The organism is Pseudomonas marincola, assembly GCF_900116605.1.
In the GTDB taxonomy this organism is placed as follows: Bacteria; Pseudomonadota; Gammaproteobacteria; order Pseudomonadales; family Pseudomonadaceae; genus Aquipseudomonas; species Aquipseudomonas marincola.
Window position 1 is genome coordinate 32,695 of the sequence record NZ_FPBC01000013.1, and the last position, 24,900, is coordinate 57,594.

Consider the following 24,900-nt stretch of genomic DNA (forward strand, 5'->3'; position numbering starts at 1 on the left):
CACCATCACTTCATTGGTTGTCTATCCCGCGCCACGGAGTGCAGTAACCTGCCTCGTTGTCTGGGATAAGTACGATGGACGTGTCGACCACTACGGACGTGAGGATGACCTTGATTTAGCGTTGCGCTGTGGCGCTGGGCTGTTAACTAAGGCCTAGCGTAGCTGCCAATGGGCAAGTGTTTTTTTACTGCTCCTGCAGATCCTCTGAGCCATACAGAGGAGCCTGCTCATGCGAATCATGCGATTGAAAGAGGTAATCGATACAACTGGCCTGTCTCGGTCGACTCTGTACAAGTACATCGGGGAAGGCAGGTTTCCGTCGCCGGTCTCATTAGGCGATAGGTCGGTCGGATTTGTCGAAAGCGAGGTCTTTGATTGGATTCTGGCCAAGATCGAGGAGCGCGATCTGGCTGAGGGAACTTCCACACGCCCCATCGACCATCTGAGTGTGGCCAGCTAGAACCAGCAGCGCCATGACCGGCTACGGCTGGTCATGGCGTTTATGCCGACTCGAACAGCTTTGGGCTCTCAGCTAACTCTCCCAAAGCTCAATGCGGCAAATCTCTCGACAGGCTTGGCAATGTTGCTCCCCATTGCTCGGCCTGCTCGGGAGGGTCGGCTCTGGTCAGGGCTGCATCTATTGATATAGCCATTAACTACCAACACTACCTATCCATCACTACTCATCACCACTGACTACACCAGAGGGAAAGAAGACCAGTAAAAAGAAACAGACCACGTACCTGGTATGCACCAACAACCAACCAGGTACTCAGCCATGAACAACCGCAAGCACAACACCCACCTTTCCCAGTCCGACATAGCCCTGAAGATCGAATCACTCGTCCAGGCTATCGAACACAGCGATACACCCGCATTCCGGATCACGCATAAACGCTCAGGCTATGAGCAGGTCGAAAAGACCAGGCTCTCCCAGCACTTCACCCACGTGCAGCAGATGTGCAATCTGTTCGATGATCGAGTGCCGTACGACTACAGTGAGCACCTGCAAGCGTTCCGGGAAGCCTGTGATGACATCAGCCTTCAGCGCTCACCCAATGGCCCTGTCTGCATGAGTGAGACGGGTACCTACTGGCTAAGTCATCAGCAGAGCATGAACGTCCTGACCGAGCGGATCCGTGAGTTGACTCGTCAGCAACGGTATCGACGCAGGCCAGGGGATCGACGAGAGCTGGCCAAGCAGCAGGCGAGGGAAATGGAGGCGTACACGGATGCTGTGATGAGCCTGTACTCCCGCACAACGGTCATCAGACTGGATCTGTATTACCGACCTGAAGCTCAGGCCAGACTTCGAGTCGAGCGAGTCTTTGATCACCTGGATGATCTGATCTACGAGCACAGCCGTCACCTGACTTTCGAGCACCTGATCGGCTACACGTACTCAGTGGAGCAAGGGGATCGGAATGATGGTAGGGGATACCACATCCATGCAGCCTACTTCTTCAATGGCAACCAGGTGTGCCGGGATGTCTGGAAGGCGATTGAGATCAGCGAGCTGTGGGAGGCGGTCACTCGTGGTCAGGGTTATGCCCACAGCTGCAACCACAACAAGGAGGGGTATGGTGACGAATGCGGTATCGGTCTGATCCAGAGGGATGATCAGTCCAAACGGTCTCGTACGCACTTCGCGATGAAGTACCTGGTCAAGGACGATCAGCACCTGCGCTTGAAGCCTGCGGGAGCACGCTGCCTGCGTAAGGGGGCTCTGAACCGTGTTCGTCGGCGATAATTCGTGCTGCTGAACCAGGGAATCTACGGGCACTGAATGTATTGCATGGCGCAGTCATGCGCCCTGGAAGTGTCCTACTCGATCTGATTTTTCAGCCCTAGTGCCGATTCCGCTCGATATAACACCCCTCGAAGCAGACGCCTTTCAGTTTCGCTGGATGGTGCCTCAGGCAGTTGGCTCAGACGCTCCTTGGCTTTGCGCAGAATCGCCTGCTCTGCTTGCTCCGTCTCCAAAGCGAGCCTTTGCAGGTCTAGCAGAAGCTCTCTGATTTCGTCGGTGCTCATTGCCTGGCCTCAGCCAGGCAACGGCTGCGCATCGCAGAGTCTTGAATCGCATAGCAGCGACCGGGGTCATTGTGCGCGAGAGCCAGGCAGTAGTTCCTAGCATCAGCCTCAGAAATTGCGTAACAGCTGGAGGTATCAGCTGCGTTTGCTGTGGCTGTGAAGCCAAGCAGCAGGCCGGCAAGGTAGTGACGGATCATGGGGGCACCCGGTTGTTTAAGTTATGACTGCTCAGGTGACCGATGAGAAAAACGGAGCGAGGCTGCCGCATTGCGGTAAGTGCATCTGTCTAGTGCTCAGGCAGAACGGTAGAACCCACAAGCGCAGGTCGGGGGACTTAGGGAAGCTAAATACTGTCAGGGGCTGGCCGAAGGTTTCGGTCTTGGGATAGATCAGGATCACATCGCCTTTTCCGTCGAGATAGCTCTGGCCGTAAGCATGTAGCTGGTAGAAGTCGCTTTGATTCAAGCCGTACTTTTCCTTGCTATTGGCTTTCCGCTCATCAACCAGCTTCCACTTGGTGTCGAGCACCAAGCGATTGGTTTTGGCAGTTTGTACCAGCAGATCAGGCTTGAGCTGAAACCAGTCCTGCTCTTTATGTCGTACAAGCCTCAGGCTGCGTGTTTGGGGGCGCAGGTCGTGACCTGAGTTGAGTTGTCGGGCAAGATGTTTCGCGACAAAAGCCTCAAAGACCGCTTCCATCGGAAAGAGCAGGGACGGCGCGGAATGTTGGCCCGTACCAGTGAGGGGTGACTCATCTAGCAGAATCAGTCGGGCCCAAGCCATTGCTGCGTCGTAATGAGCCATCCCTCGATCTGGCCGTATCCGACCAAAGTCCGCGTTGATCTGGTCGGATGTGGGAATTTCGGCGAAAACGAAACACAGCTCTCGTGCTAGCTGCTGGTTTGCTTGCGAGGCAGTCCACTTCAATACGCGCTTTAGGGTTGTATGCAGTAGGCGGTTTTCCGGTCTGTTGAGCGAAAACTCGTCGAACTCGGTATAGAACCGGTCACGACGGCATAGGTTGAGACGAAGATGCTGTGCCATATTCAGCTTGCCGCGCAGAGCGAACAGATTGTCTTGCTGGGCGCGGTAATCGCTGCGCAGGCCTCGCTTCACGGTGTGATCTACTGCTCGCAGAAACTCAGCGATGAACACCTCCAGCAAAGGCATCCGGCGAGCTTGTAACTGGGCACTATTGGTTTGGATGTGGCGAAAACTACCGAGGCAACACAGCATCTCGATTAGCAGCTGTCGCGCATCTGCTTCGCCATTGGCTTTACCCAGCTTAGGCAGCACTTCAATCTGGAAGCCGTCGGGGCAGCGAATCACGCCCACGAAGCTTTTAACCTGTATGGCCCTTCGGCCGTGCCGTTGAGTCAGGCGCAGCCAGGTCGACTCGCCCGCTTCTGCGTTGCGTAATGCCTGGGTCTCCAGCCAGGCAAAAACATCGGCAGAGATCCTGTGCAACCCAACCATATCGTGCGAGCCGGACGGCAAAACCGCCATGGCGTCAAACTCGAAAATCGTAATGCCCGCCATTTCCGTACCTGTCAGGTCGAGGTTTGGTAAATGCCGAAATAGGCGGCTGGTTCGCTGTAAGCCGAGGACTGCGATAGGTAGCGGCGCTTGGTGGTATAGCTATCCAATCCGTGATCGCTCCCAAAGAGAGTGCTCAGATCCTGCTCATGTGAGTCATTCTCTGTAATAAATTGGGCGGCGTCGGGTTTCTGGTTGTCGCCTAGAACTAAGCGAATCTTGCGCCATTCCTCGAAGAAGTACTCCTCCAATAGGGGAAGAACTCGATTGCGGAACGTGTCGGCCAGTGCGTCGAATCTGTCCGGGCCATCCGTCTTGCTCCACAAATGAGTGAAGTAGGCGTGACCGATGCAATGATCACGGTCGTAAAGCGCTTCGATTCGCTCATTGATACGTTCCAGCATCCGGCGCACGTCGATCGCGCCTGCTCCCGTGGTTACTATCAAACCCGCCAGCGGCGCGCTGTGTGGTTCATCAGGTGATTTAGTTGCGCGAGTGTCGGGTAGCAGCGGTACGAAATCAAAACGGCGGCGCAGTGCAGTATCCAGCAGAGCCAGTGAACGATCCGCAGTGTTCATCGTGCCGATGATGTCTATGTTGGCTGGCACTGAAAAAGGCTTTCCTGAGTATGCAAGGATCACTTCAGTCGGCGGTGGAGTCCCATCGAGTGGGTCTCGCTTGTCGGCCTCGATCAGCGTGATCAGCTCGCCGAAAATCTTACTGATATTGCCGCGGTTGATCTCGTCGATGACCATCGCGAAACGCTTGTCAGGTGTGTTGCGTGCACGGCGGCAGAGCTCCTTGAATGCTCCGTCTTTGATCCTGTAAGCCACTTGGCCCGTTTCAGCGTCGCCATCAATCGGATCGTCCGCGAGTACTGGTCGCAAGCCCTCAACGAATTCCTCGTATCCGTAAGACTGGTGGAAGGTGACGAAGCTATGGCGTTGCAGTTGTTCGCCTGTATCGGGGACGGGGCCCTGCTTGATCTTGTCGACAAGCGTGAAGATGTCCGAGCAGATGTCTTGAGAGGCTCCCGCAAATTGCCACACCGAGTCTGACGACTTATCAAAAATGGCAGGTTCCAGACGAAGTTTCGTGTTGACCGTTGCTGACTCCAGAACCGTATGGTGCTGAAGTGTGCCCCAGAGTGTCTGCTTTATGCCGCTGGTACGACCTTTTGCGCTAGCGATGGCTTTGATGAAGGGGTGTCCTGCTAGCTCTGGTACTTTGGCTTTGCCCCCCAGGTCATATAGCGCAGCGGCCGCACCTTCCCACCAGGTCAGCGGTGCAATCTTTTCAGCAATAATCTGAGCCCGCCATTCATCTGCATTGACCGAGGCCACCTGCTCCTCGTAGTCGTGCTTGAGTAGCTGCATCAGCGTGAAGGTTTTGCCTGTTCCGGGCGGCCCGTAGTAGATGCGGTTGGAGCAGATTGCGACGGGTTTGCTGGCCACATGCTTTACCTGAGAGGTTGGGGGCAATGACTGGATTGCGGCGAGGGGGCTGACATCCTCGATGGGGTCACCGGCCAATGCGGCCAGTTCAGCTAAATCGGTGCCGAAAAACGGCTTGAGTAAATCACTCTCGAACTCCGGCAGATCGTGAGCGGGCACTTGTTTGAAGGTGGAGCGGTAGTTGGGCGTCCAGCCTTTCTGGCTGCCTTGAAAGCCACCATGCTTGATGCCGTGCTTCAACACCCTGTAGCGGCGCTGTAGCCAACCATCCCCTTTCAAGCATGGTGCAGGATCAGAGATGAACTGTCCGACCAGTTGAAGACTTTCATTTCCGTGGCACAAGTAGAACAAGCTGCCGGCTGGCGCCTTCTGGAAACTCTCGGCCTGGCCCTTCGCGGTATCGCTATGCATCACGCCCAGCTCTTCCTGCAGGTACTGCCTGCGCTCTTCGGCAGAAAAGTCGTTTAGTCCGTGCGATAGCTTCCAGATGGCCAGATTCTTCTGGCTCCACGCCTCCCACACCTGCTGCCCGAACTCCAGAATGCCAAGGTCGCTTGGGCGTTTGGCCAGTGTGGCCTTCTGCAGCGTGGCCATGCGCTGACTTGCGGTACCGCCAACAAACACTGCCAGGGGCGCACGCTTGAAAATATCGACGATCACTGGCGCCTTCCGGTCCTGGTAGTGGAAGGCAATCTTCCATTTAAAAGCCTCGCCCAGATGCTCAAAGGACTCGATGGCGTCCAGATCACCTATGGCGGCCCAGTCCGCCACCTGCGCTACGAAACTCCGGACTTTGTCGAAAGCAGCGTCGGCTGATGTGCCAAGCGATGAATACCAGCCGTGCGTTTCCGAATAGGAAAGCTTAGTGTCCGAACCCTTGTCTTCAGTGTCCTTGCGCGAGAACACGCCGAACTTGAACGACGAGCCTCCCCAGATGCTACCGAGCTCATCGAGCCGCGATTCGATCCAGTAGGTGAAGCTGTCCTTCGACCCTGCCTGGCTGTATTCATCCAACGTCATGGTAGCCAGTCGGGAGGCCGGCCAAACCGTTAGAAACTCATCCCATAGGGCGTATTTTTTTGGGAGGTCACTCATCGAGTAATCGCCTTATGTGTGCTGTTGGCAAGCTTGGTAGCAAGGGGCATGCGTTCGATTATTTCCAGATAAAGTCCCTGAGCGTAAGATTTGGATGGGACACGCTGTTGCTACCGAGCATTACCGCTGTAGCAAAGCGATGCAATTCGTTGAGCTGGGGTAGGGCGTCTCGCTCCCATTGTGCGTTGTGATCTGCTTCAAAGCCGCTGAGTAGCTCGCCAATCTTCAGCTGTAGTGCAGCTAATCCCTCCGCGACCAAGCAGTAGAGGTTCTCGCCTTCGCAATAACCCTCATCGAGATTGCAGCAATGCACCAATGCCTTGCCGAGTTGCTGCTCGCTGTGCCATCCAGGCATGCGGATATAGCCTTCCGTGTCCTCAGAAAAGATCACGGAAAGCTTTTTGATCACCGCGAGCGATGCTCCCTTTTTTATTGCGCCCTTGCGCTGCTCGACGACGGTGATAAATAGCTCTTGCAGCAGGTCGCCAACGACCTGCGGTGACCCCAGGTAGCCAGGCTGAGTCGACTGCAGCAGCGCCTGAGCAAAGCCATCGACTGTCGGTTCTACTGGGCCATGGATCAGTAGGTGTTCGATGAGCGAGTTGAGTAGCGCCAGATCCTCGCGTTCATCGATTGCTGTGTATTGTCCAGGGTGTCGGTTGATTTCGACCTGCCAGGCCTGCCATTCGCTGTCACAGGGCTTGAAGTGAACCCGGAAAATGCAGATCCCCGTCCAGCTGCGGTGGCAATGCAACACGCCATCTTCGTAGAAGATGAACCACTTCTCCTCCATTACAGCCGGCACGAAGCCACCGATGATTGTGGCCATCTCTTGAGGCGAGTAGCGAGTCTCTAGTGGCAAGGAGATTCGGGTGGCCGGCATGAATCGGCTTTTCCAATCGGCCCGTCGAGCTATGGCGCGTTTCAGAGGCGGCGCGGCAGGCAGCAAGGCCAGTGCGGCCTGAAGGATGGTAAGGTCGCGCTGCTGCCCCTTGCTGTTGGTTGTTTGGGCGATCAGCGACTTGGCTTCATCTGGGGTTGCCCAGCAGAGGCGTTCGGTTTCCCGGTTGCCAAACGTGAGATCTGGTGCTCCACGGTCTGTCAGCATCAGGAAGAAACGGTTAATCGTGGTGCCGCCAGCAAATTCACCGGGTATGGCTGAGAGAATGGTGGCCTCAATGCCCATTTCTTCACGGACTTCGCGCTGTGCGGTCTGCCTTGGGCTTTCCCCTTTATCCTGGCGGCCTTTGGCAAATGTCCACACATAGCCATCGAAGTGGTTTTTCACCTCGCGCATCAGCAGGTAGCCATTGGGATCAATCACCACACCGCCATAGGCCACGGCTTTACCGGTGCTGGCGCTTTGTTGCCAGGGGAGGCCCTCGAAGCCTTCCGGATGGGGTTCGCTGAGATCATCCGACATATCGTAGAGCGCCGACCAGACTCTGCCGTAGCGTTTGGCGCGATCTTTCCCAAGGCTAAGCGCTACTTCGTCTTTGAAATTTGCATAGTCAATGTCCTGCGCAATGGCGCTCATCGCCTCCGCCAGGGCGGAAGCAGACGCCGTGGCTCGCCAGGGGTAGTCAGTGCCCTCATGGGCTCGGGAGGCAGAGAGCGAAGGCAGATAGTGATTGCGAAGACGGTCCAGGTCGCTGCGTGTGCGGCTGCGAATGGTCAGGTCATCGTTGGTGCCTTTCTTTACAACGGAAAAGAAACCGAATTTGGTAAACAGCCACATGTGCCTGCCCGTCCCTGAGTTTGTGGGTCGGGCAGTTGGCGCCCGACGATTGCCTTAGGCTATTACGAATCAAAATGATCTGTAAATGGTACGTTCGTGATTTTTAATTGCGGGCGTTGTGATCGCAATTTATGCTGTCCAGGTTTTAACCGCGACTAGTCCACCATGACCACTGCAGCTCTCTCGCAACTAACGCAAGCCCAGCGCGATCGGCTGGCCTACCTGGAGTTGCGCCTGCGATTCGTGGGGGAGATAGGACGGCAGGACCTGATTCAGCGCTTCGGCATTCAAACGGCGGCTGCTACCCGTGACCTCGCCGCCTATCGTGAGCTCGCCGGCAATAACCTGGCCTATGACCGCAGCAGCAAAATCTACACGCCGACCAAGGAGTTCCGGCCGATCTTCACCTTCTCCGCTGACCGGGTTCTGGCCTGGCTGGCAGAGGGTTTTGGTGATGGTGAGCCGGCAAGCAGTGCGCCGGGAATCTCATGCGTAACGTCCGGGCGCCTTGCTCAGCCGGATCTGGACGCGCTGGGTATCGTGACGCGTGCCATTTACCACCGCTGCCCTCTGCGTGTGGAGTACTACTCCATAGGCAGCGGCAAGACCCAGCGGGAGATCGTGCCGTTTGCCCTCATCGACACGGGCTTGCGCTGGCACGTGCGCGGCTATGACCGCAAGCGCGGTGCGTTTCGGGATTTCGTGGTCACGCGCATCAAGCGGCCGAAGCTGCTCATAGAGTCTCCCGTCGCCGAGCACGAGCGGCCGGAGCAGGATGTCCAGTGGAGCCGGATAGTGGAGGTCGAACTGGTGCCGCACCCCGACCAGCCGTATCCGGATATCACCGCCATGGATTACGCCATGCAAGACGGTGTGCTGCGCCTGAGGCTGCGCGGGGCTACGGCGGGTTACGTACTGCGCAAATGGAGCGTCGATTGTTCGCCGGATCATCGGCTGCGTGATCCAGAGTACCGCCTCTGGCTGAAAGACCCCCTGCTGCTCTACGGCGTGGAAACAGCGGTGCTGGCGCCCGGTTACCGAGCGGCCTGAGCGAACGAATTACATACGCGCCGTGATGCGTTAGTCATCCGGCGACACGAAAACTGAGAGTGATTAACGTCCCATGAGCAATACCAGAGATCTTGAACGCGCCGAACTGCACAAAACCATCTGGCGCATCGCCAACGACCTGCGTGGCAGCGTTGATGGCTGGGACTTCAAGACCTACGTGCTGGGCATGCTGTTCTACCGCTTCATCTCGGAGAACCTGACCAACTACCTCAACGAACAGGAGCGCCGCGCGGGTAGTGCGGATTTTGACTACAGCGATTTGGCAGACGCCCACGCCATTGTGGGTCGTTACGAAACGGTTCAGGAAAAGGGCTTCTACATCCTGCCGTCGCAACTGTTCGCCAATGTGCGCAAGCGCGCCCGTCGTGACCCCAACCTCAACGAAACCCTGTCGCAAGTGTTCAAGGACATTGAGGCCTCGGCGTTGGGCGCTGGTAGCGAGGACGACTTCAAGGGGTTGTTCGATGACCTGGACGTCAACAGCAGTAAGCTCGGCCCCACCGTGGCTAAGCGCAACGAAAAGTTGGTGAAGCTGCTCGACGCCATTGGCGATCTGCCGCTGGGCAACAGCTCGGGCAATTTTGCCGACAACAGCATCGACCTGTTCGGCGATGCCTACGAATACCTAATGCAGATGTATGCCTCCACGGCCGGCAAGTCCGGTGGCGAGTTCTATACCCCGCAGGAAGTCTCCGAACTGCTGGCCCGCATCACGGTGGTGGGCAAGAAGGAGGTCAACAAGGTTTATGACCCAGCCTGCGGCTCCGGTTCGTTGTTGCTCAGCTTTTCCAAGGTGCTGGGGCACAACAAGGTGCGCCAGGGCTTCTACGGGCAGGAAATCAACCTCACCACCTACAACCTGTGCCGGATCAACATGTTCCTGCACAACGTGAACTACGAGAAATTCAACATCGCCCACGGCGACACGCTGACCGACCCGGCGCACTGGGACGACGAGCCTTTCGAGGCCATCGTTTCCAATCCCCCGTACTCGATCAAATGGGAGGGCGATGCCAATCCGCTGCTGATCAATGACCCGCGCTTCGCTCCGGCCGGCGTGCTCGCGCCCAAGAGCAAGGCCGACCTTGCCTTCACCCTGCACATCCTGAGCTGGCTGGCGGTCAATGGCACCGCAGCGATTGTTGAGTTCCCAGGCGTGCTCTATCGCGGCGGTGCGGAAGCCAAGATTCGCAAGTACCTCATCGACAACAACTACGTCGATGCCGTCATCCAGTTGCCGCCGGACCTGTTCTTCGGCACCACCATCGCGACCTGCATCGTCGTGCTGAAGAAGTCCAAGCGCGACAACGCCACGCTGTTCATCGACGCCTCCAGCCTGTTCGTGCGCAGCGGTAACAAGAACAAGATGTTGCTCGATCACCAGCGGAAAATTCTCGATGCATTCACCGCTCGCGAGAACATCGACCATTTCGCACGCATGGTTGAGAACGGTGACATCGCCGCCAACGGCTACAACATCGCCGTCTCCAGCTATGTCGAGCAGGCCGACACCAGCGAAGCGGTAGACATTCGTGAGCTCAACGAGAAACTCAGCGGCATCGTTGCCCGGCAAACGGAGCTGCGAAAGCAGATCGATGCCATCGTTGCGGATCTGGAAGGAGCCCAGGCATGAGCGAGCAGCCAGCAGGGGAAATCATTCTTTACCAACGTGGCGATGCAACCGCCATCGATGTACGGCTAGACGGCGATACGGTCTGGCTGACCCAGGAGCAGATGGCGGAGCTGTTCGGCAAGGCCAAGTCGACCATCAACGAGCACATCAAGAACGTCTTCGAGGAAGGCGAGTTGGTGCCGGAACAGGTGATGAGAAAAATCGGAATTTCCGAATTTTCTACCAAGCCGACCAACTTCTATAACCTCGACGTCATCATCTCGGTCGGCTACCGGGTCAAGTCGCAGCAGGGCACGCGCTTCCGCATCTGGGCCACCGAGCGCTTGCGCGAATACCTGGTCAAGGGCTTCACCATGGATGACGCGCGCCTGAAGAACCTGGGCGGCGGCAGCTACTGGAAAGAACTGCTGGATCGCATCCGCGATATCCGCTCCAGCGAGAAGGTGCTCTACCGTCAGGTGCTCGACCTGTACGCCACCAGCGTGGATTACGACCCCAAGGCCGAAGCCAGCGTGGTGTTCTTCAAGGCTGTACAGAACAAGCTGCATTACGCGGCCCACGGCCAGACGGCGGCGGAAGTGGTCAGGCAGCGTGCCGATGCCGGTAAGCCCTTTATGGGCCTGCTGTCCTTCAGTGGCAAGCAGCCCACCAAGGCCGAAGTCACCAATGCCAAGAATTATCTTAACGCCGACGAGCTAAAGCGCCTGAATACGCTGGTTTCGGCCTACTTCGACGCTGCCGAGTTCCGTGCCATGAACCATGAGCCGACCTATATGAAGGACTGGCTCGCGCACTTGGAGCAACTGATCCTGGCCATGGGCGGCAAGGCCCTGGAAGGTGCCGGCAAAGTCAGCCACCAGCAGGCCATTGCTCACGCCGAAACGGAATACGCCAAGTTCCGTGCCCAGTTGGCTGAGCAGCCGAGCGAGGTGGAAACGGCCTATCTGGAAACCGTGAAGATGGTGCAGAAGAAAATCACCGGGAAGGAAAAGCCATGAGCCGGATCGATGCGTTGATCGCGGAGCTTTGCCCGGAAGGAGTGGAGTTCAAATCAATTGGCGAAATTGCCGCCGTTGGCACTGGCAGCAGTGACCGGAAAGACGCAAAAGCCGACGGTGCATTTCCGTTCTATGTGCGCTCTCAAGACGTATTCCGTATCGACAAATACGAGTTCGACGAAGAAGCAATCCTGATCCCCGGAGAGGGTGGAATTGGCGAGATATTCCACTATGTATCCGGTAAGTATGCTCTGCATCAGCGGGCCTACAGAATTTGCTTCAATCTGGCCGAGCTCAACACGAAGTTTGCGTACTACTACTTTGCCGTTCATTTTAAACGCTTCATCTTGTTGAAAGCAGTCAGTGCGACCGTTACTTCGATTCGTAAGCCGATGATTACTGACTTCTGTATTCCCATTCCGCCGCTCGAAGTGCAGCGCGAAATCGTGAAAGTGCTCGATACGTTTACGGAGCTTGAGGCGGAGCTTGAGGCGGAGCTTGAGGCGCGTCGCAGGCAGTACAAGTACTACCGCGACGCCTTGCTCGCTTTCAGCGATCAAGATATTCGCTGGGCCGCGATGGCCGAGCTAGGCGAGTTCATTCGGGGGCGGCGGTTTACCAAGGCTGACTACGTTGAAGACGGGGTGCCCTGTATCCACTATGGCGAGATTTACACCCGCTACGGTACGACCGCAGATACGGCCATCTCGCATGTGCGTTCGGATATGGCCGCTTCACTGCGTTATGCCAAGCCCGGTGATGTCGTGGTTACCGACGTAGGTGAAACCGTGGAAGACGTTGGCAAGGCCGTGGCCTGGGTTGGCACCGAAGATGTTGCGATCCACGATCACTGCTACGCCTTCCGCCATTCGATGAATCCGAAGTTCGTTTCCTACTGCATGCAAACGAGCTCATTCATTGCAGAGAAGGCCAAGTATGTGGCGCGTACCAAGGTCAACACCTTGCTGATTGGTGGTTTCTCCAAGATTCGTATCCCAGTCCCATCGCTTGAAGAGCAAGAGCGCATCGTCGCCATCCTCGACAAGTTCGATGCACTGGTAAATGACATCTCAGTCGGTCTGCCTGCCGAGATCGCCGCTCGCCGTCGGCAGTACGCCTACTACCGCGACCGTTTGCTCACATTCAAGGAAGCCGCATGAGCATTGAGATCCAGCCCTACCGCTACGAGGCCATTGCACTCTCCAACGAGAGCACCGTGGTGGCCGAGTTTCTGCCGGATGCGCTGGGTGTGCGCGAGACCGGCTACCAGAGCGAGGCGGCGCTGGAGAGTGCTTTTGTCGAACAACTGCAGCGGCAGGCCTACGAGTACCTGCCGATCAGTTCGGAGGCCGAGCTGGTCGCCAACCTGCGGGCCAGGCTGGAGCAGCTCAACAAGATCGAGTTTTCTGACAACGAGTGGCAGGGCTTCTTCGCCACCTGCATTGCGGGCACCAATGACGGCATTCTGGAAAAAACCGCGCGCCTGCAGGAGGATCACGTCCAGGTCTTGAAGCGCGATGATGGTAGCAGCAAGAACATTTATCTGATCGACAAGGCCAATATCCACAACAACGTCTTGCAGGTGATCAACCAGTATGAAACGCCGACCGGCGAGCACGGCGGCAAGCACGCCACGCGCTTCGATGTAACGGTGCTGGTCAACGGCCTGCCGATGGTGCATATCGAGCTCAAGCGCCGTGGCGTGGACATCCGCGAAGCCTTCAACCAGATCAACCGTTACCAGCGCGACAGCTTCTGGGCAGGCTGCGGTTTGTTCGAGTACGTGCAGCTGTTTGTGATCAGCAATGGCACGCTGACCAAGTACTACAGCAACACTGTGCGTGACGGGCACTTGAAGGAGCAGTCCGGCAAACGCAGTAAAAGCAAAGCTTCCAATAGCTTTTCCTTCACCAGTTGGTGGGCCGACGCGCGCAACCAGCCCATCACCGAGTTGGTGGGCTTTACCAAGACCTTCTTTGCCAAGCATTCATTGCTGAACGTACTGACCAAGTACTGCGTGTTCGATGTGGATCGCAAGCTGCTGGTGATGCGCCCCTACCAGATCGTGGCCGCCGAGCGCATCCTCCAGCGCATTGCCACCTCCACCAACCACCGGCAATTGGGAACGCTGGCGGCGGGTGGTTATATCTGGCACACCACGGGCTCTGGCAAGACGCTGACCAGCTTCAAGGCCGCCCAGCTTGCCCGTGGTTTGCCGGACATCGACAAGGTGTTGTTCGTGGTCGATCGCAAGGATCTGGACTACCAGACCATGCGCGAATACGAGCGCTTCGAGAAAGGCGCGGCCAACTCCAATACCTCGACCTCGGTGCTGCAGAAGCAGCTGGAAGACCCGAACGCGCGGATCATCATCACCACCATTCAGAAGCTCTCGCGCTTCGTGGCCAAGAACAAGAAGCACCCGGTGTACGACGCGCATGTGGTGGTGATTTTCGACGAGTGCCACCGCAGCCAGTTCGGCGACATGCACAGCGAAATCACCCGTGTGTTCAAGCGCTATCATCTGTTCGGTTTCACCGGCACGCCGATCTTTGCGAAGAACTCGGGAACCGGCGGCAACCCGTTGCGCCGCACCACCGAGCAGGCCTTTGGCGACAAGCTGCACACCTACACCATCGTCGATGCGATCAACGACAAGAACGTGCTGCCGTTTCGTATCGACTACATCAACACCCTCAAGATGCAGGCGCGGATCAAGGACAAGCAGGTCTCGGCCATCGACACCGAACGTGCCCTGCTGGCGCCGGAGCGTATCAGCCAGATCGTCGGTTATATCCGCGAGCATTTTGATCAGAAGACCAAGCGCGCCAGCACCTATCGCCATGACGGCAAGCGAGTGGCGGGCTTCAACTCGCTGTTTGCCTGTGCCTCGATTGATGCGGCCAAGCGTTACTACGCGGAACTTGCCGCGCAGCAGCAGGCGCTGCCCGAGGCCCAGCGCCTCAAGGTTGGGCTGATCTACAGCTTTGCTGCCAACGAGGACGACGAAGACGGCCTGCTCGGCGAAGAGGAGTTCGAGGCCGAGGGGCTGGATCAGAGCTCGCAGGATTTTCTGGATGCCGCGATCAAGGATTACAACGCTCTATTCGCCACCAGCTTCGACACCTCGGCGGACAAGTTTCAGAACTACTACAAGGATCTGTCGCAGCGCCTGAAGAAGCGCGAGCTGGACCTGGTCATCGTGGTCAACATGTTCCTGACCGGGTTCGACGCCACCACGCTGAACACGCTGTGGGTGGACAAGAACCTCAAGGCGCATGGCCTGATCCAGGCGTATTCGCGCACCAACCGCATCCTCAACTCGGTCAAGACCTACGGCAACATCGTTTCCTTCCGCAATCTGGAGCAGGAAACCAACGATGCGCTGGCCCTGTTCGGCAATAAGGACGCCAAGGGCATCGTGCTGCTGAAGCCTTACGCCGAGTATTACGCTGAATACCAGGCGCGCGTCGGCGAGCTGCTCGACAAATTCCCGCTGGGGCAGGCCATCGTCGGCGAAGCGGCGCAGAAGGCATTCATCAAGCTGTTTGGTTCGATCCTGCGGCTGAAAAATATCCTGACGGCCTTCGACGATTTTGCCGGGAACGAGATTCTCAGCGAGCGGCAGTACCAGGATTACCAGAGCGTCTATCTGAACCTGTATGCCGAGTTCCGCACCACGTCCGAGGCGGAGAAGGAGTCGATCAACGACGACGTGGTCTTCGAGATCGAGCTGATCAAGCAGGTGGAAATCAACGTCGATTACATCCTGCTGCTGGTCGAGCAGTACCTAAAGAAAAAGGGCTCGGGCGAAGACAAGGAAATTCGCGCCACCATCGAACGCGCCATTAACGCCAGCCCCAGCCTGCGCAACAAGAAGGATCTTATCGTTCAGTTCGTGGAGTCGGTGAACACCAGGGCCAAGGTGGACGCCCAATGGCAGAGCTTTATGGCGGCCAAGAAGACCGAGGAGCTGGAGCGCATCATCACGGAGGAAAACCTCAACGGCGAAGCGGCGCGCGAGTTCGTTGAACAGGCGTTCCGTGACGGCTCCATCCCCACGGCCGGCACGGCTATCACCAAGATTCTGCCGCCGGTATCGCGGTTCTCGCAGGGCAATGGTCATGCAGCCAAGAAACAGACAGTGCTGGGCAAGCTGGCAACTTTCTTCGAGCGTTATTTTGGGCTGGTTTGACGCTGAGGCGCGGGCCTAGTAGCTGAGCCTTTATGGAGTGCGGCGATGATTGGCACACGGCTGCGCCCTTGTGGCTGATCGAGAACCAAGCCCTGTTCGGCGATATCAGCTGGCGACCCGCCGATGCGAGCGGCACCTTGCGCTATTACTCTGGACAGCTACAAACCGAGACTCATCATCGGAGCAAAAAAAAAGGCATGCCTCGTACCCGGAGGTACGAGGCATGTGTTTGCACAAAAGTCAGTCACTGGATCGGCAGGCCGCACTCCTCAAGGATCTGGCGGATCATGTAGTAATCCTCCAGCGGTGCGCCTGTTTTGCTCTCAATGGCATTGACGGCGTCGTCGTGGCAGGCATCGGTGCCGTATTTGGCGATGTTTACCAAAGGCTCGTAAGGTGCGTCGCCTCTGTCCGGTCCCACATCTCCACGGTATGCAGTGGTGTGACCATTGCTGTCATAGCCCAGATAACCCGATTCGATGATGAAGTAACCGTTGGCTCCTTTACCTACCATCGTGCCCTTCGGAAACCCAGGCTGGTTGGATATCGTGGCGCAGCCGTTTGGTCGCACAGGACATTCAGTGAGCCGGGGACTTCATCGAGTGTTCGGGCGCCTGTCTGATTGTCGATGAACGGCAGGCGCTTGATCCGTGGCCTACGGTCGCCTGCAGGGCGGCAGTCGTAGTTACCGATGCTTCGATGTTTCATGGTTGAGCAGCTAAAGACGTTCTTGCCAATAAGATGACGCATCTATCGTTATTGAGTTTACTTGCGTGCTCTTAGCCACTCTATCAAATCCTTTAATGGCATCGGCTTTGCGAATATGAAACCTTGTCCCTGAGCACAGCCAGCTTCTTGAAGAAAGGATATTTGTTCACTTGATTCAATGCCTTCCGCAATTGTAATCATCCCGAGTCCTTCGGCCATGCCTAGGACCGCTTTTACAATGGCCTGGTCGCTAGTGCTTTCGGGAAGGCCAGAAACAAATGATCGATCAATTTTTAGTTTGTCGAAGCGAAGTTTTTTTAAACGATCTAGAGAGGAAAAGCCAACTCCAAAATCATCCATTGCAAGACTGATACCTGCTCTGTGAAGTTCGTTAGCGGCTTGTAAAACCTGTGCTGAAGAATTCATTGCCACATCTTCGGTAATTTCAAGCTCCAAACGATTCGCCGGAAGGCCAGTTTTCATAAGGGTCTGGCTTACTAGAGTGCAAAATCCGGGCTCGCTAAATAATGGGGCGCAAATGTTTACCGCTACAGTCACGTCGAGTAAATCGCTTTTAATTAGTGCAATATTATCTTTACAGGCTTGGTGGATGACCCAGCGCCCAATAGTTGGCATTAATCCATGCTCTAAGGCTATGGGTATAAACTGGTCAGGGGGCACCAGACCATTTTTACCATCGCGCCAGCGTAGCAGTGCTTCAATGCCACACGGTTGCATGGTCTGCAAATCGAACTGCAACTGGTAATGTAACTCGAACTGCTCAAGCGGTATGGCCTTGCGTAGACGGCTTAGCACGCGGTAGATCTGCTCGGATCGGTCACGTAAGGCTTGATCGAACAAGCGAATACAGTTGCCCCCCTCTACTTTCGCCTGATACATGGCGATATCAGCTTCATTGATGACTTCATCGGCTGTGATCCCGTCATCTGGAAATAGGCTAATACCAATACTTGCGCTGACAGTCAGCGCTCGGTTGTCGATGACAAAAGGCTCCCTGAGTGTCTCAAGAAGGCGTTTTGCGATTTCGCTGGCTGTTTCTATTTTTGAATCTATAACGATGGAAACGACAAACTCATCCCCGCCAACGCGACCCAGTAGATCAGTGTCGCGCAGTATTTTCTGAAAGCGCTCAGCTGTTAGCTTTAGCAGTCGGTCGCCGACTCGGTGGCCGTGATTGTCATTAATTTGCTTGAAGCCATCTAAATCAATAAAAAGTACAGCAATTTTCCTTTCATTGATGTCGCATGACTCGATGGCTTTCGACAAACCTTCGATAAATTCCCTTCTGTTGGCGCATCCTGTTAGTCCGTCATACTTGGCCAGGAAAGCAATATGTTCCGTGAATTGGCGGCGTTCGCTAATATCATGACAAATTCCAACGAATAACCTCTGATCTCCTTGGAGAAACTCGCCGACGCTCAGATGTAGTGGAAAGCTACTTCCGTCTTTATGCCTTCCCATGACCTCTCGGCCAATACCAATTATCTTACGTTCGCCACCAGTGCAGTAGTTGTTTAAATAAGTATCATGTTGCTGTGCGTAAGGTGCGGGCATGAGTATAGAAACGTTCTGGCCGAGCATTTCATCTTCGCTGAATCCAAAAAGACGCTCTGCTGACTTATTGGCTGCTTTGAGAATTCCGCGTGAGTCTATTACCATGATTGCATCGACAGCAGCATTGAAAATAGCGCTGGTAAGAGCTGATTCCAGGCCGTCCCATACTTCATGTGCTCTTTCAGTGGCGATTTTACTATTTACTAAGTCTGTCATTTTCAACGACCAAAGCGTTCAACTAAGGCATGCATGGCTCTTGAGGTATCTTTCAGATCCTGGCCCACTTGTGCCGATTCGCCCGCTAGCTCAGCGTTATGGTCAGAGGCCTGGGCAATGCGCGTAATTTGCTGTGAAATATCCTCAGCTACATGCGCTTGCTCTTCAGATGCAGCCGCCATCTGTTGACCCATATCGTGAATCATACTCACTGCGTTGCTGATTCCTTGAAGCGCTTCTTGAGTGGATATAACCTGCTGTACACCAGCATCCGCTTCTCTAGTTCCTGCTTTAGCTATAGATACAGCGTTTTGTGCGCCCTCTCGTAGGGTTTGGATTATCTCTTGAATGGCTTTAGTCGACTCCTGCGTCTTAGACGCGAGAGCACGCACTTCATCTGCAACCACTGCAAAACCTCGGCCTTGCTCTCCGGCACGTGCAGCTTCAATGGCCGCATTGAGTGCCAGCAAATTAGTCTGCTCAGCAATTGCCCGAATCATGCCTGCTGCTTGTTCAATGGCCTGTGTATCGCGTGCCAGCACCTCTACCGATTCGCTAATGCCGGAAACGGTTTTAGCCAAGTTCTCGATGACCTCTCGAGTTTTGCTTGCCTCTGCAGAACCAGTCTTGGCCAGTGCATTAGCCTGATTTGCCTCATCTGCAGTGCGGTGGACGTGTGTTGAAACTTCTGCAATAGAAGCCGCCATTTCGTGCATTGCGGTTGCCGTCATATCGGCTTCGTTTCGCTGGGCCAAAAGAGAGCTTTCTGCGCTACTGGTAAGCTGACCGCTGCGTTGAGCAAGCTCAGAACTGTGGTCCGCATAGTCCTCAAGACGGCTAAGTACTGTGCGTATCCGTGCGCGCTCGCTGATCAAAGCCATTTGGATTTGAGCTGGCTTGCCTACCAAGTCTGTGTATGTTCGTGCAATCAGCTCACTATCGAAAGCTCCCTCTACAGAGTTTTGTAGGCGAACCAGTAGCTGTTCTGTGTTTCGGCTTTGCCAAGCCTGCAATGCAAAAAAAGATGCGACTGCTAAGCCCGACGCCACCGCAGGGGAGACAAAGAAATAAGCTCCCAATACTACTGCGCTCGCTACCAGCGAGGGAGTCGAGACCGACAGTAGCCGCAGAGATTTACCTTGCGTCTCCCTCCAAGCTCCAGAACGCATCCGTGCATAAAGGTCAGTTGCTCTAAGCACATGTTCTGACTCTGGTTTTACTCGAACTGACTCATAACCAGTGACTCGGCCATTCTCAGTTATTGGTGTCACATAGGCGTTGACCCAATAAAAGTCGCCGTTTTTGCAACGATTTTTAACGACACCCATCCAGGCCTTGCCGGCCTTGAGATGGCTCCACATGTGCGCGAAGACCGCTGGTGGCATATCCGGATGTCGGACGATGTTGTGCGGTGCCCCGAGCAACTCGTCACGATCAAAGCCGCTGATGCTGACGAAAGCGTCATTGCAGTAGGTGATCGTGCCATGAGTATCAGTAGTGGTGATCAAACGTTGAGCTGAAGGAAAATCGCGTTCTTTTGCAGTCACTGGACCATTGTTTCTCATCGGTAAAGCTCTCTGAAGACAGTAGGCGGCACATGGCCAGCATTCCTAGTGGCTATCTTAGCTACTTTGATTACTTAGCGAATCGGACTTTAGGCGAATTTTTAGAGCTATTCCTGTCCTTGCGGTCAGCATTATTAGCTCTACCTCGTTAGCATCAATCTGGCTCTCGGAGCTATCCAGCGCTGGCCCTTATTTGCTCGTACCAGCAGTGAGCTAAGCCTGCATCAATTTGTTACATCTTCTTTTTCTTGTAGCGAACGACGATCCGGTTATGCACCGGGTACTTCTCGATCTCGTAGTCGGGGTTGAAGGTCAGCAGGTTGTGCACGGCAATACTGGTCGCCGAGAGCAATCCGAATGCTCCTGTGACTCCTCCTGCAAAACTGCCGGCTGCCAGGCCAACGCGGCCAACGGTGTAAACGCGGCAGGTCAGTCCGGTGACCTCGATCTTGCTTTCGACCAGGCGAACGGCTTCGATCAACTTGCCGCTGAGGCCCACGACCTCAAACGACTCTTTGCGGCTGATGAGTTGAGGCAACTTGGCGGTGGCCAAGTCGTCGAATGTCAGTTGTGTCATGGTGAAGGTCTCGCTTATTGCGCAATGAAGGGTTTTGCAGTGTCGACTTAGATGGATGCATATCGACTCTATAGGTTGGATAACAACCTTTGAAGCCCTTCATGTCAAGAGGATGGCATTCGACCATTCAGGTTGACCTGGAGGGCGTATGCCGAAGTCTGAAGAAACGAACCTGGCCAAAGTGGTGGGCTTAGCGATTGCCAGGCAGCGCATGTTGTGCGAGCTGACTCAAGAGCAGGTCGCCGAGCGGTTGGGGATTGGTGGTGAAGCAGTGTCGCGTATCGAGCGTGGCATCGTGATGCCGAACATCGAGCGGCTGATGCAGTTCGCTGAGATATTCGGCTGTGAGGCTGCGGATCTGCTGACCCAAGCCAGCCATCGGCCTGAAGACCAGGCCGTGCGTATCAGCCAGATGCTCAACCAGCTCACACCAGCAGATCGTCAGCTGGTGCTGGAGATGATCGAGCGTCTCACCCAACGCCTGAGTCAGGATTGAGTTCAGGTTCGAGCGCCCGGTTAAACAGCGCTCCGCAACGCAGGCACAGGCAGTCGTGTTGCATGAACTGAAAGCGCCTGGTGTCTTGCAGAAAGGGCTGGTTCTCAGCCCACTGCCGCTGAGCCAGTTCAATCCCTTCCGCCACAAATCCCAGCACCTGTTCCAGGTTAATCGGCTTCACTCCAGGTGATGCAGCCTCTGGGCCGGAAGGTCGCCGTGCCGCATTCATAAAGCCGCCTATGACGCTGGCCAGCATGGCAAGCGTGCCGACCGCTTCGTTGGACAACACAGCGGATGATTCACAGATCAAGCAGCGTGTGGACATGATCGCTCCTCGGGCGTGATGGTGCCCGCAGCAAAGGGTGGTTAGAGCAAGCCCTGTTCAGCCAGCGACACGATGCCTTCTGACCCCACGATGAAGTGATCCAGCGTGGTGGTGCCGACCATGGCCAGAGCGTTTTTGAGTGTCTGCGTCAGGCGTATATCTGCCTGGCTGGGCGAGGGATCGCCGGAAGGATGGTTGTGCACCAGGATCACTGCAGCGGCGTTTTGCGCGAGCACTGTTTTGATCACTTCACGTGGATAGACGCTGGCTGCATCGATGGTGCCGCGAAACAGCTCCTCGAAACGGATCACGCGGTGTTTGCTATCGAGCAACAACACCGCAAAGACTTCGTGCGGCAGATCCTGTAGCAACACCTGCAGGTGCTCCCTGACTTTGTGTGGATCAGTCAGAGCGCGCCCCTTACTCAGTCGCTGAGTGGCTAACTGTTGGGCCATGCGCAGGATGTCGGTTTCGCTGACGGGCGAATCCACCAGGTAACTGCCGGCGACTTCACCGGCTCTGAGCTTGTGAAATTTCATGGTGTGTCTCCGGATTGGCGAGCCAATTCGGCCCGCCTGTACTTAGGCTGATGGTTCGAGCTGTTGGGATTGGGCTTCGAGCTTTTCAGCGAGTGACTGGGTGTGAACGGTGCTGTCGGGTTTCGACGCGGCGGGCTGCCCGTCCGGAAAGAACTCTTCAGCAATGGCGCTGCTGTCCTCGCCGTCATCCTCGAAGATGCCGTTGCCCAGACCGACACGTGCGGTGGCATCCAGCGCGGCTTGATCAAACCCAGCCGCCTGACGCGCCTCATCCAACTCGCGTGCAGCGAGCAACGCCTGCTCCACGGTCATGCCGCTGCGTAGCGTCAGATCGACGTAGAAGATCGGCGTGCCATGGCTCTGCCGGGTGGATTTGCCACGTAGACGCAGTTCCAGCGGCAGGCACGCCAGACGATCACCCGAGATAGCCCTGAAGTATTGCAGTCGGGCAATCAGCGTACGGATGCTGTTGAAGCCCGTGGTGCGAAACACGAAGCTGCCCAGGGCATCCTCATCGCCAATCACCACGTTCATTCGTCCGTAGGGCTTGCAGGCGTTGCCCTTGGCCAGAGGGCAGGCATCGGGTGACGGGCAGGGCAGCGATTGAACGCCATCCTTGCCGATGCGCTTGCAGGTCTCACCATTACCGACACACACCGGTCGACCGTTCTGCCGATCAAACAAGGTGTAGTCGGCGCGGAAGTTCAGCTCCGGCTCGTTGAACAACAAGCGCACCGGAATGCTGCGCAGCTTGTCGTCCTTGCCCTGACGCAGCTCGTCATTGAGCGGGTGCAGCAGCCAGCCGTCCTTACCCTGCACCTGGGAGGTGATGGTGAACTGGTCATCCTTCTCCGGCAGTCGCTTGCCGTTTTTCTCGATGACCTTGCCGATGGAAATCCGCCCGAGCACCGGCGGGGTGATAGCCAGACCTTTGAGCATGGTGAGTCTCCTGGAAATGAAAAAAGGCCAGCCACACAACGCGAACTGCATGGACTGGCCAAGGGGGAGGAAAGGGTTGGAGAAGTTGGGTTTCAGCCGACCAGGAAGCGCCGTGCACCCGGTTTCAGCAGAGGGTACTTGGCCTGCAGGTAGGGCTTGTCCTTGAGCAGTTGAGCGACATCGAGGCCGATGCTGTCCTTGGCTTTGCGCCAACTGACATAGCCGCTGGTGAACTCCGCCCGACTGGCATCGCCCATGGCCTGCTGCAGCATCTGTTTTAGCTCGGCCTCGCGCTTTTCCTTATCGGCAATCGACTGACGCACGGCCTTCAGCTCGATGTAAGCCGCTGACAGACCAGCATGCTGGCTGAAGTTGACGACCTGGCCGTTGTCCTCCGGGTAGAGGCAGCGCAGCGCGGACTCGGCCGAAGCCGTGCCATCAGCCGGTGGCGGCGTATCCGTTTCCACGTAGTGCCAGAACTGGCGCTCCAGCTCGATCAGGCGAGCAATCATCTGCTCGTCCCGTGCGATACGGTGGATCTCCAGCGTCTGGCCACCCAGCAGCACCGCCACATCCGCCGCCTGCTTGCCGGTGACGGCGAGCTGGTGCATCACCTGCAGCTGTACATACTCAGGCACGCCCTCTTTCCAGAGGCGTGCCCCGTTTATGCCGGCTGTCTTGCATTCGAGGATCTGCACATCGTCCGCCCCGATCACCTCGCGGTCGATGTTGGCCAGCATCCAGGGCAGCTCCGGATCCGGGTGCTGCAGCACGGCATTGATGCGCCGTACCTTGTTCTTCGTGCGCTTGCTGTAATGCCAGGCCACGATGGGCTCCAGCACGTTGCCCCAGTACATCGGGCTTTCCTCATCCTGAGGATCAGCTTTGGGCATGCCAGCATCGCGCCCGGTCTTTTCCAGCCACAGCTCCAGCTGCGACTTATAGGGGTTCAGACCGACCGCCGCCGCAGCGTCCGAACTGCCGATGCCTTGCTTGCGGATCTGCAGCCAGTCTTCGCGCGGCAGCTCCTTGGTGCTGACCAGACGCAGGGCGGGGCGGGATTTGCTGGTGCTGCGATTCAATGAAGTGGCTTTCATAGCGTTCACCTTGCAGAAATAGAAACGCCTGACCTGCAACGAAGCGGGTCGGGCGTTATGGGTTGGAGTGGGTAAAAGGTCAGGCGACCAATTGCAGGGCTGTATCCAGGGCGCGTTGCTTGATATGGGCGCCTTGGCCGAACCAAGCGGAGTCGAGGCGATACTCTGTGCTGCGTGCCCGGCGCTCGTGATCGACGTACTCGGTCACGGCATTAAGCAAACCCCAGGCGGTGCCGCGTGCTGAGTCCAGCTGGCTGCCACGGCCACGACCTTCGTACAGCTCCTGCACTTTGCGCAGAGCGCGCTCGTTCGGCAGCTGCTCCGGTAGGGCTCCGGTCGGGCTGGTCTCGCACATCACGTTCATAAAGAAGCCCAGTGCCTCATGCCACTGCACTTTGCGTTCAGCCAGGTGGCGCATGCGGTACATGAAGTCGTCCCATTGCGAGACGGCGATGCCAAGCTGCTTCTTCACCAGGTCGCCGTCGAAGCGGGTGCTGTGCGGCACCTTGATCGCACGGCTGGTGCCGTCCAAGGCGATGGTCAGCGTGTTGTTGCAGACCACACGGATGGTGGTGGGGGTTGCTGTGGTGGCCAGGGTGCCGTCGCAGGAAGTGGCCAGCAGCAGGTAGCCATTCACCTGGTCGTTGCCCTTGAGCGCAGCGCCCAGGCCGGTGCGTGCCAGCGCCCAGAACTTGCGGCCACCCTTGAGCACGCCAGCGGTTTCCAGCTCGTAGCCGGAGACCTCGGTCAGGTCGCGGTAGAACTCCAGCACATCCTTTGGCTGCACGGTGTGATAGCGCTGGGAGACCACCGACAGCGGTGCCTTGGTGTCCGAGCGATAGAGCACCTTCTGTTCCGGGAACGAATGGATCGCGCCCAGATGGCCGATGGCGTCCGACTTGAAGTGCACGGGGCTTTCCAGAATCTGCCAGTCCATACCGGCTTCGCGTTGCCAGACTTCGATGGGCTGTTTTTGCGGCAGGTTGTTGCCCAGGCCGTGCCACGGAGTAGCGCCAACGTAGGCCATTTGTTCGATTTGATGAGCCATGACGAATTTCCTTTGGGTGCAGGCCGGCATAAAGCGCCGCGCATGGCGCAGCACCGGCAAT

Annotated in this window: 21 protein-coding genes and 1 pseudogene; 8 read left to right on the top strand and 14 right to left on the bottom strand. The window is 56.5% G+C overall.

The annotated features are described in order from the left end of the window. The first annotated feature begins 229 nt into the window (after positions 1-229). Both BM395_RS18220 and BM395_RS18225 read left to right on the top strand, forming a co-directional pair. Complete coding sequence (locus BM395_RS18220; protein WP_090514567.1) at positions 230-460, top strand: helix-turn-helix transcriptional regulator; 231 nt, start codon at positions 230-232, stop codon at positions 458-460. 318 nt (positions 461-778) lie between these two features. Next, positions 779-1,750 carry an inovirus-type Gp2 protein gene (locus tag BM395_RS18225; RefSeq protein ID WP_090514570.1) on the top strand — a complete coding sequence of 324 codons (972 nt, stop codon included), beginning with the start codon at positions 779-781 and terminating at the stop codon, positions 1,748-1,750. Between the two features lie 74 nt (positions 1,751-1,824). On the opposite strand, the gene BM395_RS18230 is transcribed toward BM395_RS18225, so the two are convergent. The 4 genes from BM395_RS18230 to BM395_RS18250 form a co-directional block, all read right to left on the bottom strand. Continuing rightward, complete coding sequence (locus BM395_RS18230) at positions 1,825-2,034, bottom strand: hypothetical protein (RefSeq protein ID WP_090514573.1); 210 nt, start codon at positions 2,032-2,034, stop codon at positions 1,825-1,827. A 228-nt stretch (positions 2,035-2,262) separates the two neighbouring features. Next, the gene (locus BM395_RS18240) at positions 2,263-3,573 is read right to left on the bottom strand and encodes an McrC family protein (protein WP_090514579.1); all 1,311 of its coding nucleotides are present in this window, start codon (positions 3,571-3,573) and stop codon (positions 2,263-2,265) included. 11 nt (positions 3,574-3,584) lie between these two features. Continuing rightward, positions 3,585-6,119: an McrB family protein gene (locus BM395_RS18245; RefSeq protein WP_090514581.1), complete on the bottom strand. Its 2,535-nt coding sequence runs from the start codon at positions 6,117-6,119 to the stop codon at positions 3,585-3,587. Between the two features lie 58 nt (positions 6,120-6,177). Next, positions 6,178-7,857 (bottom strand): NUDIX hydrolase, encoded by a 1,680-nt coding sequence (locus BM395_RS18250; RefSeq protein ID WP_212633034.1) that lies wholly within the window; start codon positions 7,855-7,857, stop codon positions 6,178-6,180. Positions 7,858-8,022: 165 nt separating this feature from the next. On the opposite strand from BM395_RS18250, the gene BM395_RS18255 reads away from it, so the two are divergent. From BM395_RS18255 to BM395_RS18275, 5 genes are all read left to right on the top strand, one after another. Then, the gene (locus BM395_RS18255) at positions 8,023-8,907 is read left to right on the top strand and encodes a helix-turn-helix transcriptional regulator (RefSeq protein ID WP_090514583.1); all 885 of its coding nucleotides are present in this window, start codon (positions 8,023-8,025) and stop codon (positions 8,905-8,907) included. 73 nt (positions 8,908-8,980) lie between these two features. After that, positions 8,981-10,561 (top strand): type I restriction-modification system subunit M, encoded by a 1,581-nt coding sequence (locus tag BM395_RS18260; RefSeq protein ID WP_090514586.1) that lies wholly within the window; start codon positions 8,981-8,983, stop codon positions 10,559-10,561. Continuing rightward, positions 10,558-11,559 (top strand): virulence RhuM family protein, encoded by a 1,002-nt coding sequence (gene rhuM, locus BM395_RS18265; RefSeq protein ID WP_090514589.1) that lies wholly within the window; start codon positions 10,558-10,560, stop codon positions 11,557-11,559. The genes BM395_RS18260 and rhuM overlap by 4 nt, the downstream gene beginning before the upstream one ends. Next, positions 11,556-12,719, top strand: a complete 1,164-nt coding sequence (locus BM395_RS18270; protein WP_090514593.1) for a restriction endonuclease subunit S — start codon at positions 11,556-11,558, stop codon at positions 12,717-12,719. Before rhuM ends, BM395_RS18270 begins: the two co-directional genes overlap by 4 nt. Continuing rightward, complete coding sequence (locus tag BM395_RS18275) at positions 12,716-15,754, top strand: type I restriction endonuclease subunit R (RefSeq protein ID WP_090514596.1); 3,039 nt, start codon at positions 12,716-12,718, stop codon at positions 15,752-15,754. Before BM395_RS18270 ends, BM395_RS18275 begins: the two co-directional genes overlap by 4 nt. Positions 15,755-15,998: 244 nt before the next feature. On the opposite strand, the gene BM395_RS18280 is transcribed toward BM395_RS18275, so the two are convergent. The 5 genes and pseudogenes from BM395_RS18280 to BM395_RS18295 form a co-directional block, all read right to left on the bottom strand. Further along, positions 15,999-16,268 (bottom strand): hypothetical protein, encoded by a 270-nt coding sequence (locus BM395_RS18280; RefSeq protein WP_090514599.1) that lies wholly within the window; start codon positions 16,266-16,268, stop codon positions 15,999-16,001. A 251-nt stretch (positions 16,269-16,519) separates the two neighbouring features. Continuing rightward, a complete protein-coding gene (locus BM395_RS18285) occupies positions 16,520-18,253 on the bottom strand; it encodes a putative bifunctional diguanylate cyclase/phosphodiesterase (RefSeq protein ID WP_090514601.1) in 1,734 nt (577 codons plus the stop codon). A gap of 2 nt (positions 18,254-18,255) precedes the next feature. Next, positions 18,256-19,422, bottom strand: a complete 1,167-nt coding sequence (locus tag BM395_RS18290; protein ID WP_425287646.1) for a methyl-accepting chemotaxis protein — start codon at positions 19,420-19,422, stop codon at positions 18,256-18,258. A 66-nt stretch (positions 19,423-19,488) separates the two neighbouring features. Continuing rightward, positions 19,489-19,818: pseudogene (locus BM395_RS23885) on the bottom strand (PAS domain-containing protein); the annotation flags it as partial. A gap of 232 nt (positions 19,819-20,050) precedes the next feature. Continuing rightward, positions 20,051-20,395 (bottom strand): hypothetical protein, encoded by a 345-nt coding sequence (locus BM395_RS18295; RefSeq protein ID WP_090514611.1) that lies wholly within the window; start codon positions 20,393-20,395, stop codon positions 20,051-20,053. A gap of 148 nt (positions 20,396-20,543) precedes the next feature. On the opposite strand from BM395_RS18295, the gene BM395_RS18300 reads away from it, so the two are divergent. Beyond that, entirely contained in the window at positions 20,544-20,891 is a 348-nt protein-coding gene (locus BM395_RS18300) for a helix-turn-helix domain-containing protein (protein ID WP_033939302.1), read from the top strand. Here the strand turns inward: BM395_RS18300 and BM395_RS18305 are convergent. From BM395_RS18305 to BM395_RS18325, 5 genes are all read right to left on the bottom strand, one after another. Continuing rightward, complete coding sequence (locus BM395_RS18305; RefSeq protein WP_090514614.1) at positions 20,866-21,216, bottom strand: hypothetical protein; 351 nt, start codon at positions 21,214-21,216, stop codon at positions 20,866-20,868. The genes BM395_RS18300 and BM395_RS18305 overlap by 26 nt on opposite strands. Before the next feature lie 41 nt (positions 21,217-21,257). Next, positions 21,258-21,755, bottom strand: a complete 498-nt coding sequence (radC, locus tag BM395_RS18310; protein WP_090514617.1) for a RadC family protein — start codon at positions 21,753-21,755, stop codon at positions 21,258-21,260. A 42-nt stretch (positions 21,756-21,797) separates the two neighbouring features. Continuing rightward, complete coding sequence (locus BM395_RS18315) at positions 21,798-22,694, bottom strand: recombination directionality factor (RefSeq protein WP_090514620.1); 897 nt, start codon at positions 22,692-22,694, stop codon at positions 21,798-21,800. A 92-nt stretch (positions 22,695-22,786) separates the two neighbouring features. Next, positions 22,787-23,791: a YqaJ viral recombinase family nuclease gene (locus tag BM395_RS18320; protein WP_090514623.1), complete on the bottom strand. Its 1,005-nt coding sequence runs from the start codon at positions 23,789-23,791 to the stop codon at positions 22,787-22,789. Positions 23,792-23,870: 79 nt separating this feature from the next. Continuing rightward, entirely contained in the window at positions 23,871-24,839 is a 969-nt protein-coding gene (locus BM395_RS18325; protein ID WP_090514626.1) for a DUF932 domain-containing protein, read from the bottom strand. Positions 24,840-24,900 lie beyond the last annotated feature (61 nt).

Excerpts from the sequence above, each read along its gene's own strand:
- BM395_RS18220 (WP_090514567.1), top strand. The coding sequence starts at position 230 with ATGCGAATCATGCGATTGAAAGAGGTAATCGATACAACTGGCCTGTCT.
- BM395_RS18225 (WP_090514570.1), top strand. The coding sequence starts at position 779 with ATGAACAACCGCAAGCACAACACCCACCTTTCCCAGTCCGACATAGCC.
- BM395_RS18230 (WP_090514573.1), bottom strand. The coding sequence starts at position 2,034 with ATGAGCACCGACGAAATCAGAGAGCTTCTGCTAGACCTGCAAAGGCTC.
- BM395_RS18240 (WP_090514579.1), bottom strand. The coding sequence starts at position 3,573 with ATGGCGGGCATTACGATTTTCGAGTTTGACGCCATGGCGGTTTTGCCG.
- BM395_RS18245 (WP_090514581.1), bottom strand. The coding sequence starts at position 6,119 with ATGAGTGACCTCCCAAAAAAATACGCCCTATGGGATGAGTTTCTAACG.
- BM395_RS18250 (WP_212633034.1), bottom strand. The coding sequence starts at position 7,857 with ATGTGGCTGTTTACCAAATTCGGTTTCTTTTCCGTTGTAAAGAAAGGC.
- BM395_RS18255 (WP_090514583.1), top strand. The coding sequence starts at position 8,023 with ATGACCACTGCAGCTCTCTCGCAACTAACGCAAGCCCAGCGCGATCGG.
- BM395_RS18260 (WP_090514586.1), top strand. The coding sequence starts at position 8,981 with ATGAGCAATACCAGAGATCTTGAACGCGCCGAACTGCACAAAACCATC.
- rhuM (WP_090514589.1), top strand. The coding sequence starts at position 10,558 with ATGAGCGAGCAGCCAGCAGGGGAAATCATTCTTTACCAACGTGGCGAT.
- BM395_RS18270 (WP_090514593.1), top strand. The coding sequence starts at position 11,556 with ATGAGCCGGATCGATGCGTTGATCGCGGAGCTTTGCCCGGAAGGAGTG.
- BM395_RS18275 (WP_090514596.1), top strand. The coding sequence starts at position 12,716 with ATGAGCATTGAGATCCAGCCCTACCGCTACGAGGCCATTGCACTCTCC.
- BM395_RS18280 (WP_090514599.1), bottom strand. The coding sequence starts at position 16,268 with ATGGTAGGTAAAGGAGCCAACGGTTACTTCATCATCGAATCGGGTTAT.
- BM395_RS18285 (WP_090514601.1), bottom strand. The coding sequence starts at position 18,253 with ATGACAGACTTAGTAAATAGTAAAATCGCCACTGAAAGAGCACATGAA.
- BM395_RS18290 (WP_425287646.1), bottom strand. The coding sequence starts at position 19,422 with ATGCGTTCTGGAGCTTGGAGGGAGACGCAAGGTAAATCTCTGCGGCTA.
- BM395_RS18295 (WP_090514611.1), bottom strand. The coding sequence starts at position 20,395 with ATGACACAACTGACATTCGACGACTTGGCCACCGCCAAGTTGCCTCAA.
- BM395_RS18300 (WP_033939302.1), top strand. The coding sequence starts at position 20,544 with ATGCCGAAGTCTGAAGAAACGAACCTGGCCAAAGTGGTGGGCTTAGCG.
- BM395_RS18305 (WP_090514614.1), bottom strand. The coding sequence starts at position 21,216 with ATGTCCACACGCTGCTTGATCTGTGAATCATCCGCTGTGTTGTCCAAC.
- radC (WP_090514617.1), bottom strand. The coding sequence starts at position 21,755 with ATGAAATTTCACAAGCTCAGAGCCGGTGAAGTCGCCGGCAGTTACCTG.
- BM395_RS18315 (WP_090514620.1), bottom strand. The coding sequence starts at position 22,694 with ATGCTCAAAGGTCTGGCTATCACCCCGCCGGTGCTCGGGCGGATTTCC.
- BM395_RS18320 (WP_090514623.1), bottom strand. The coding sequence starts at position 23,791 with ATGAAAGCCACTTCATTGAATCGCAGCACCAGCAAATCCCGCCCCGCC.
- BM395_RS18325 (WP_090514626.1), bottom strand. The coding sequence starts at position 24,839 with ATGGCTCATCAAATCGAACAAATGGCCTACGTTGGCGCTACTCCGTGG.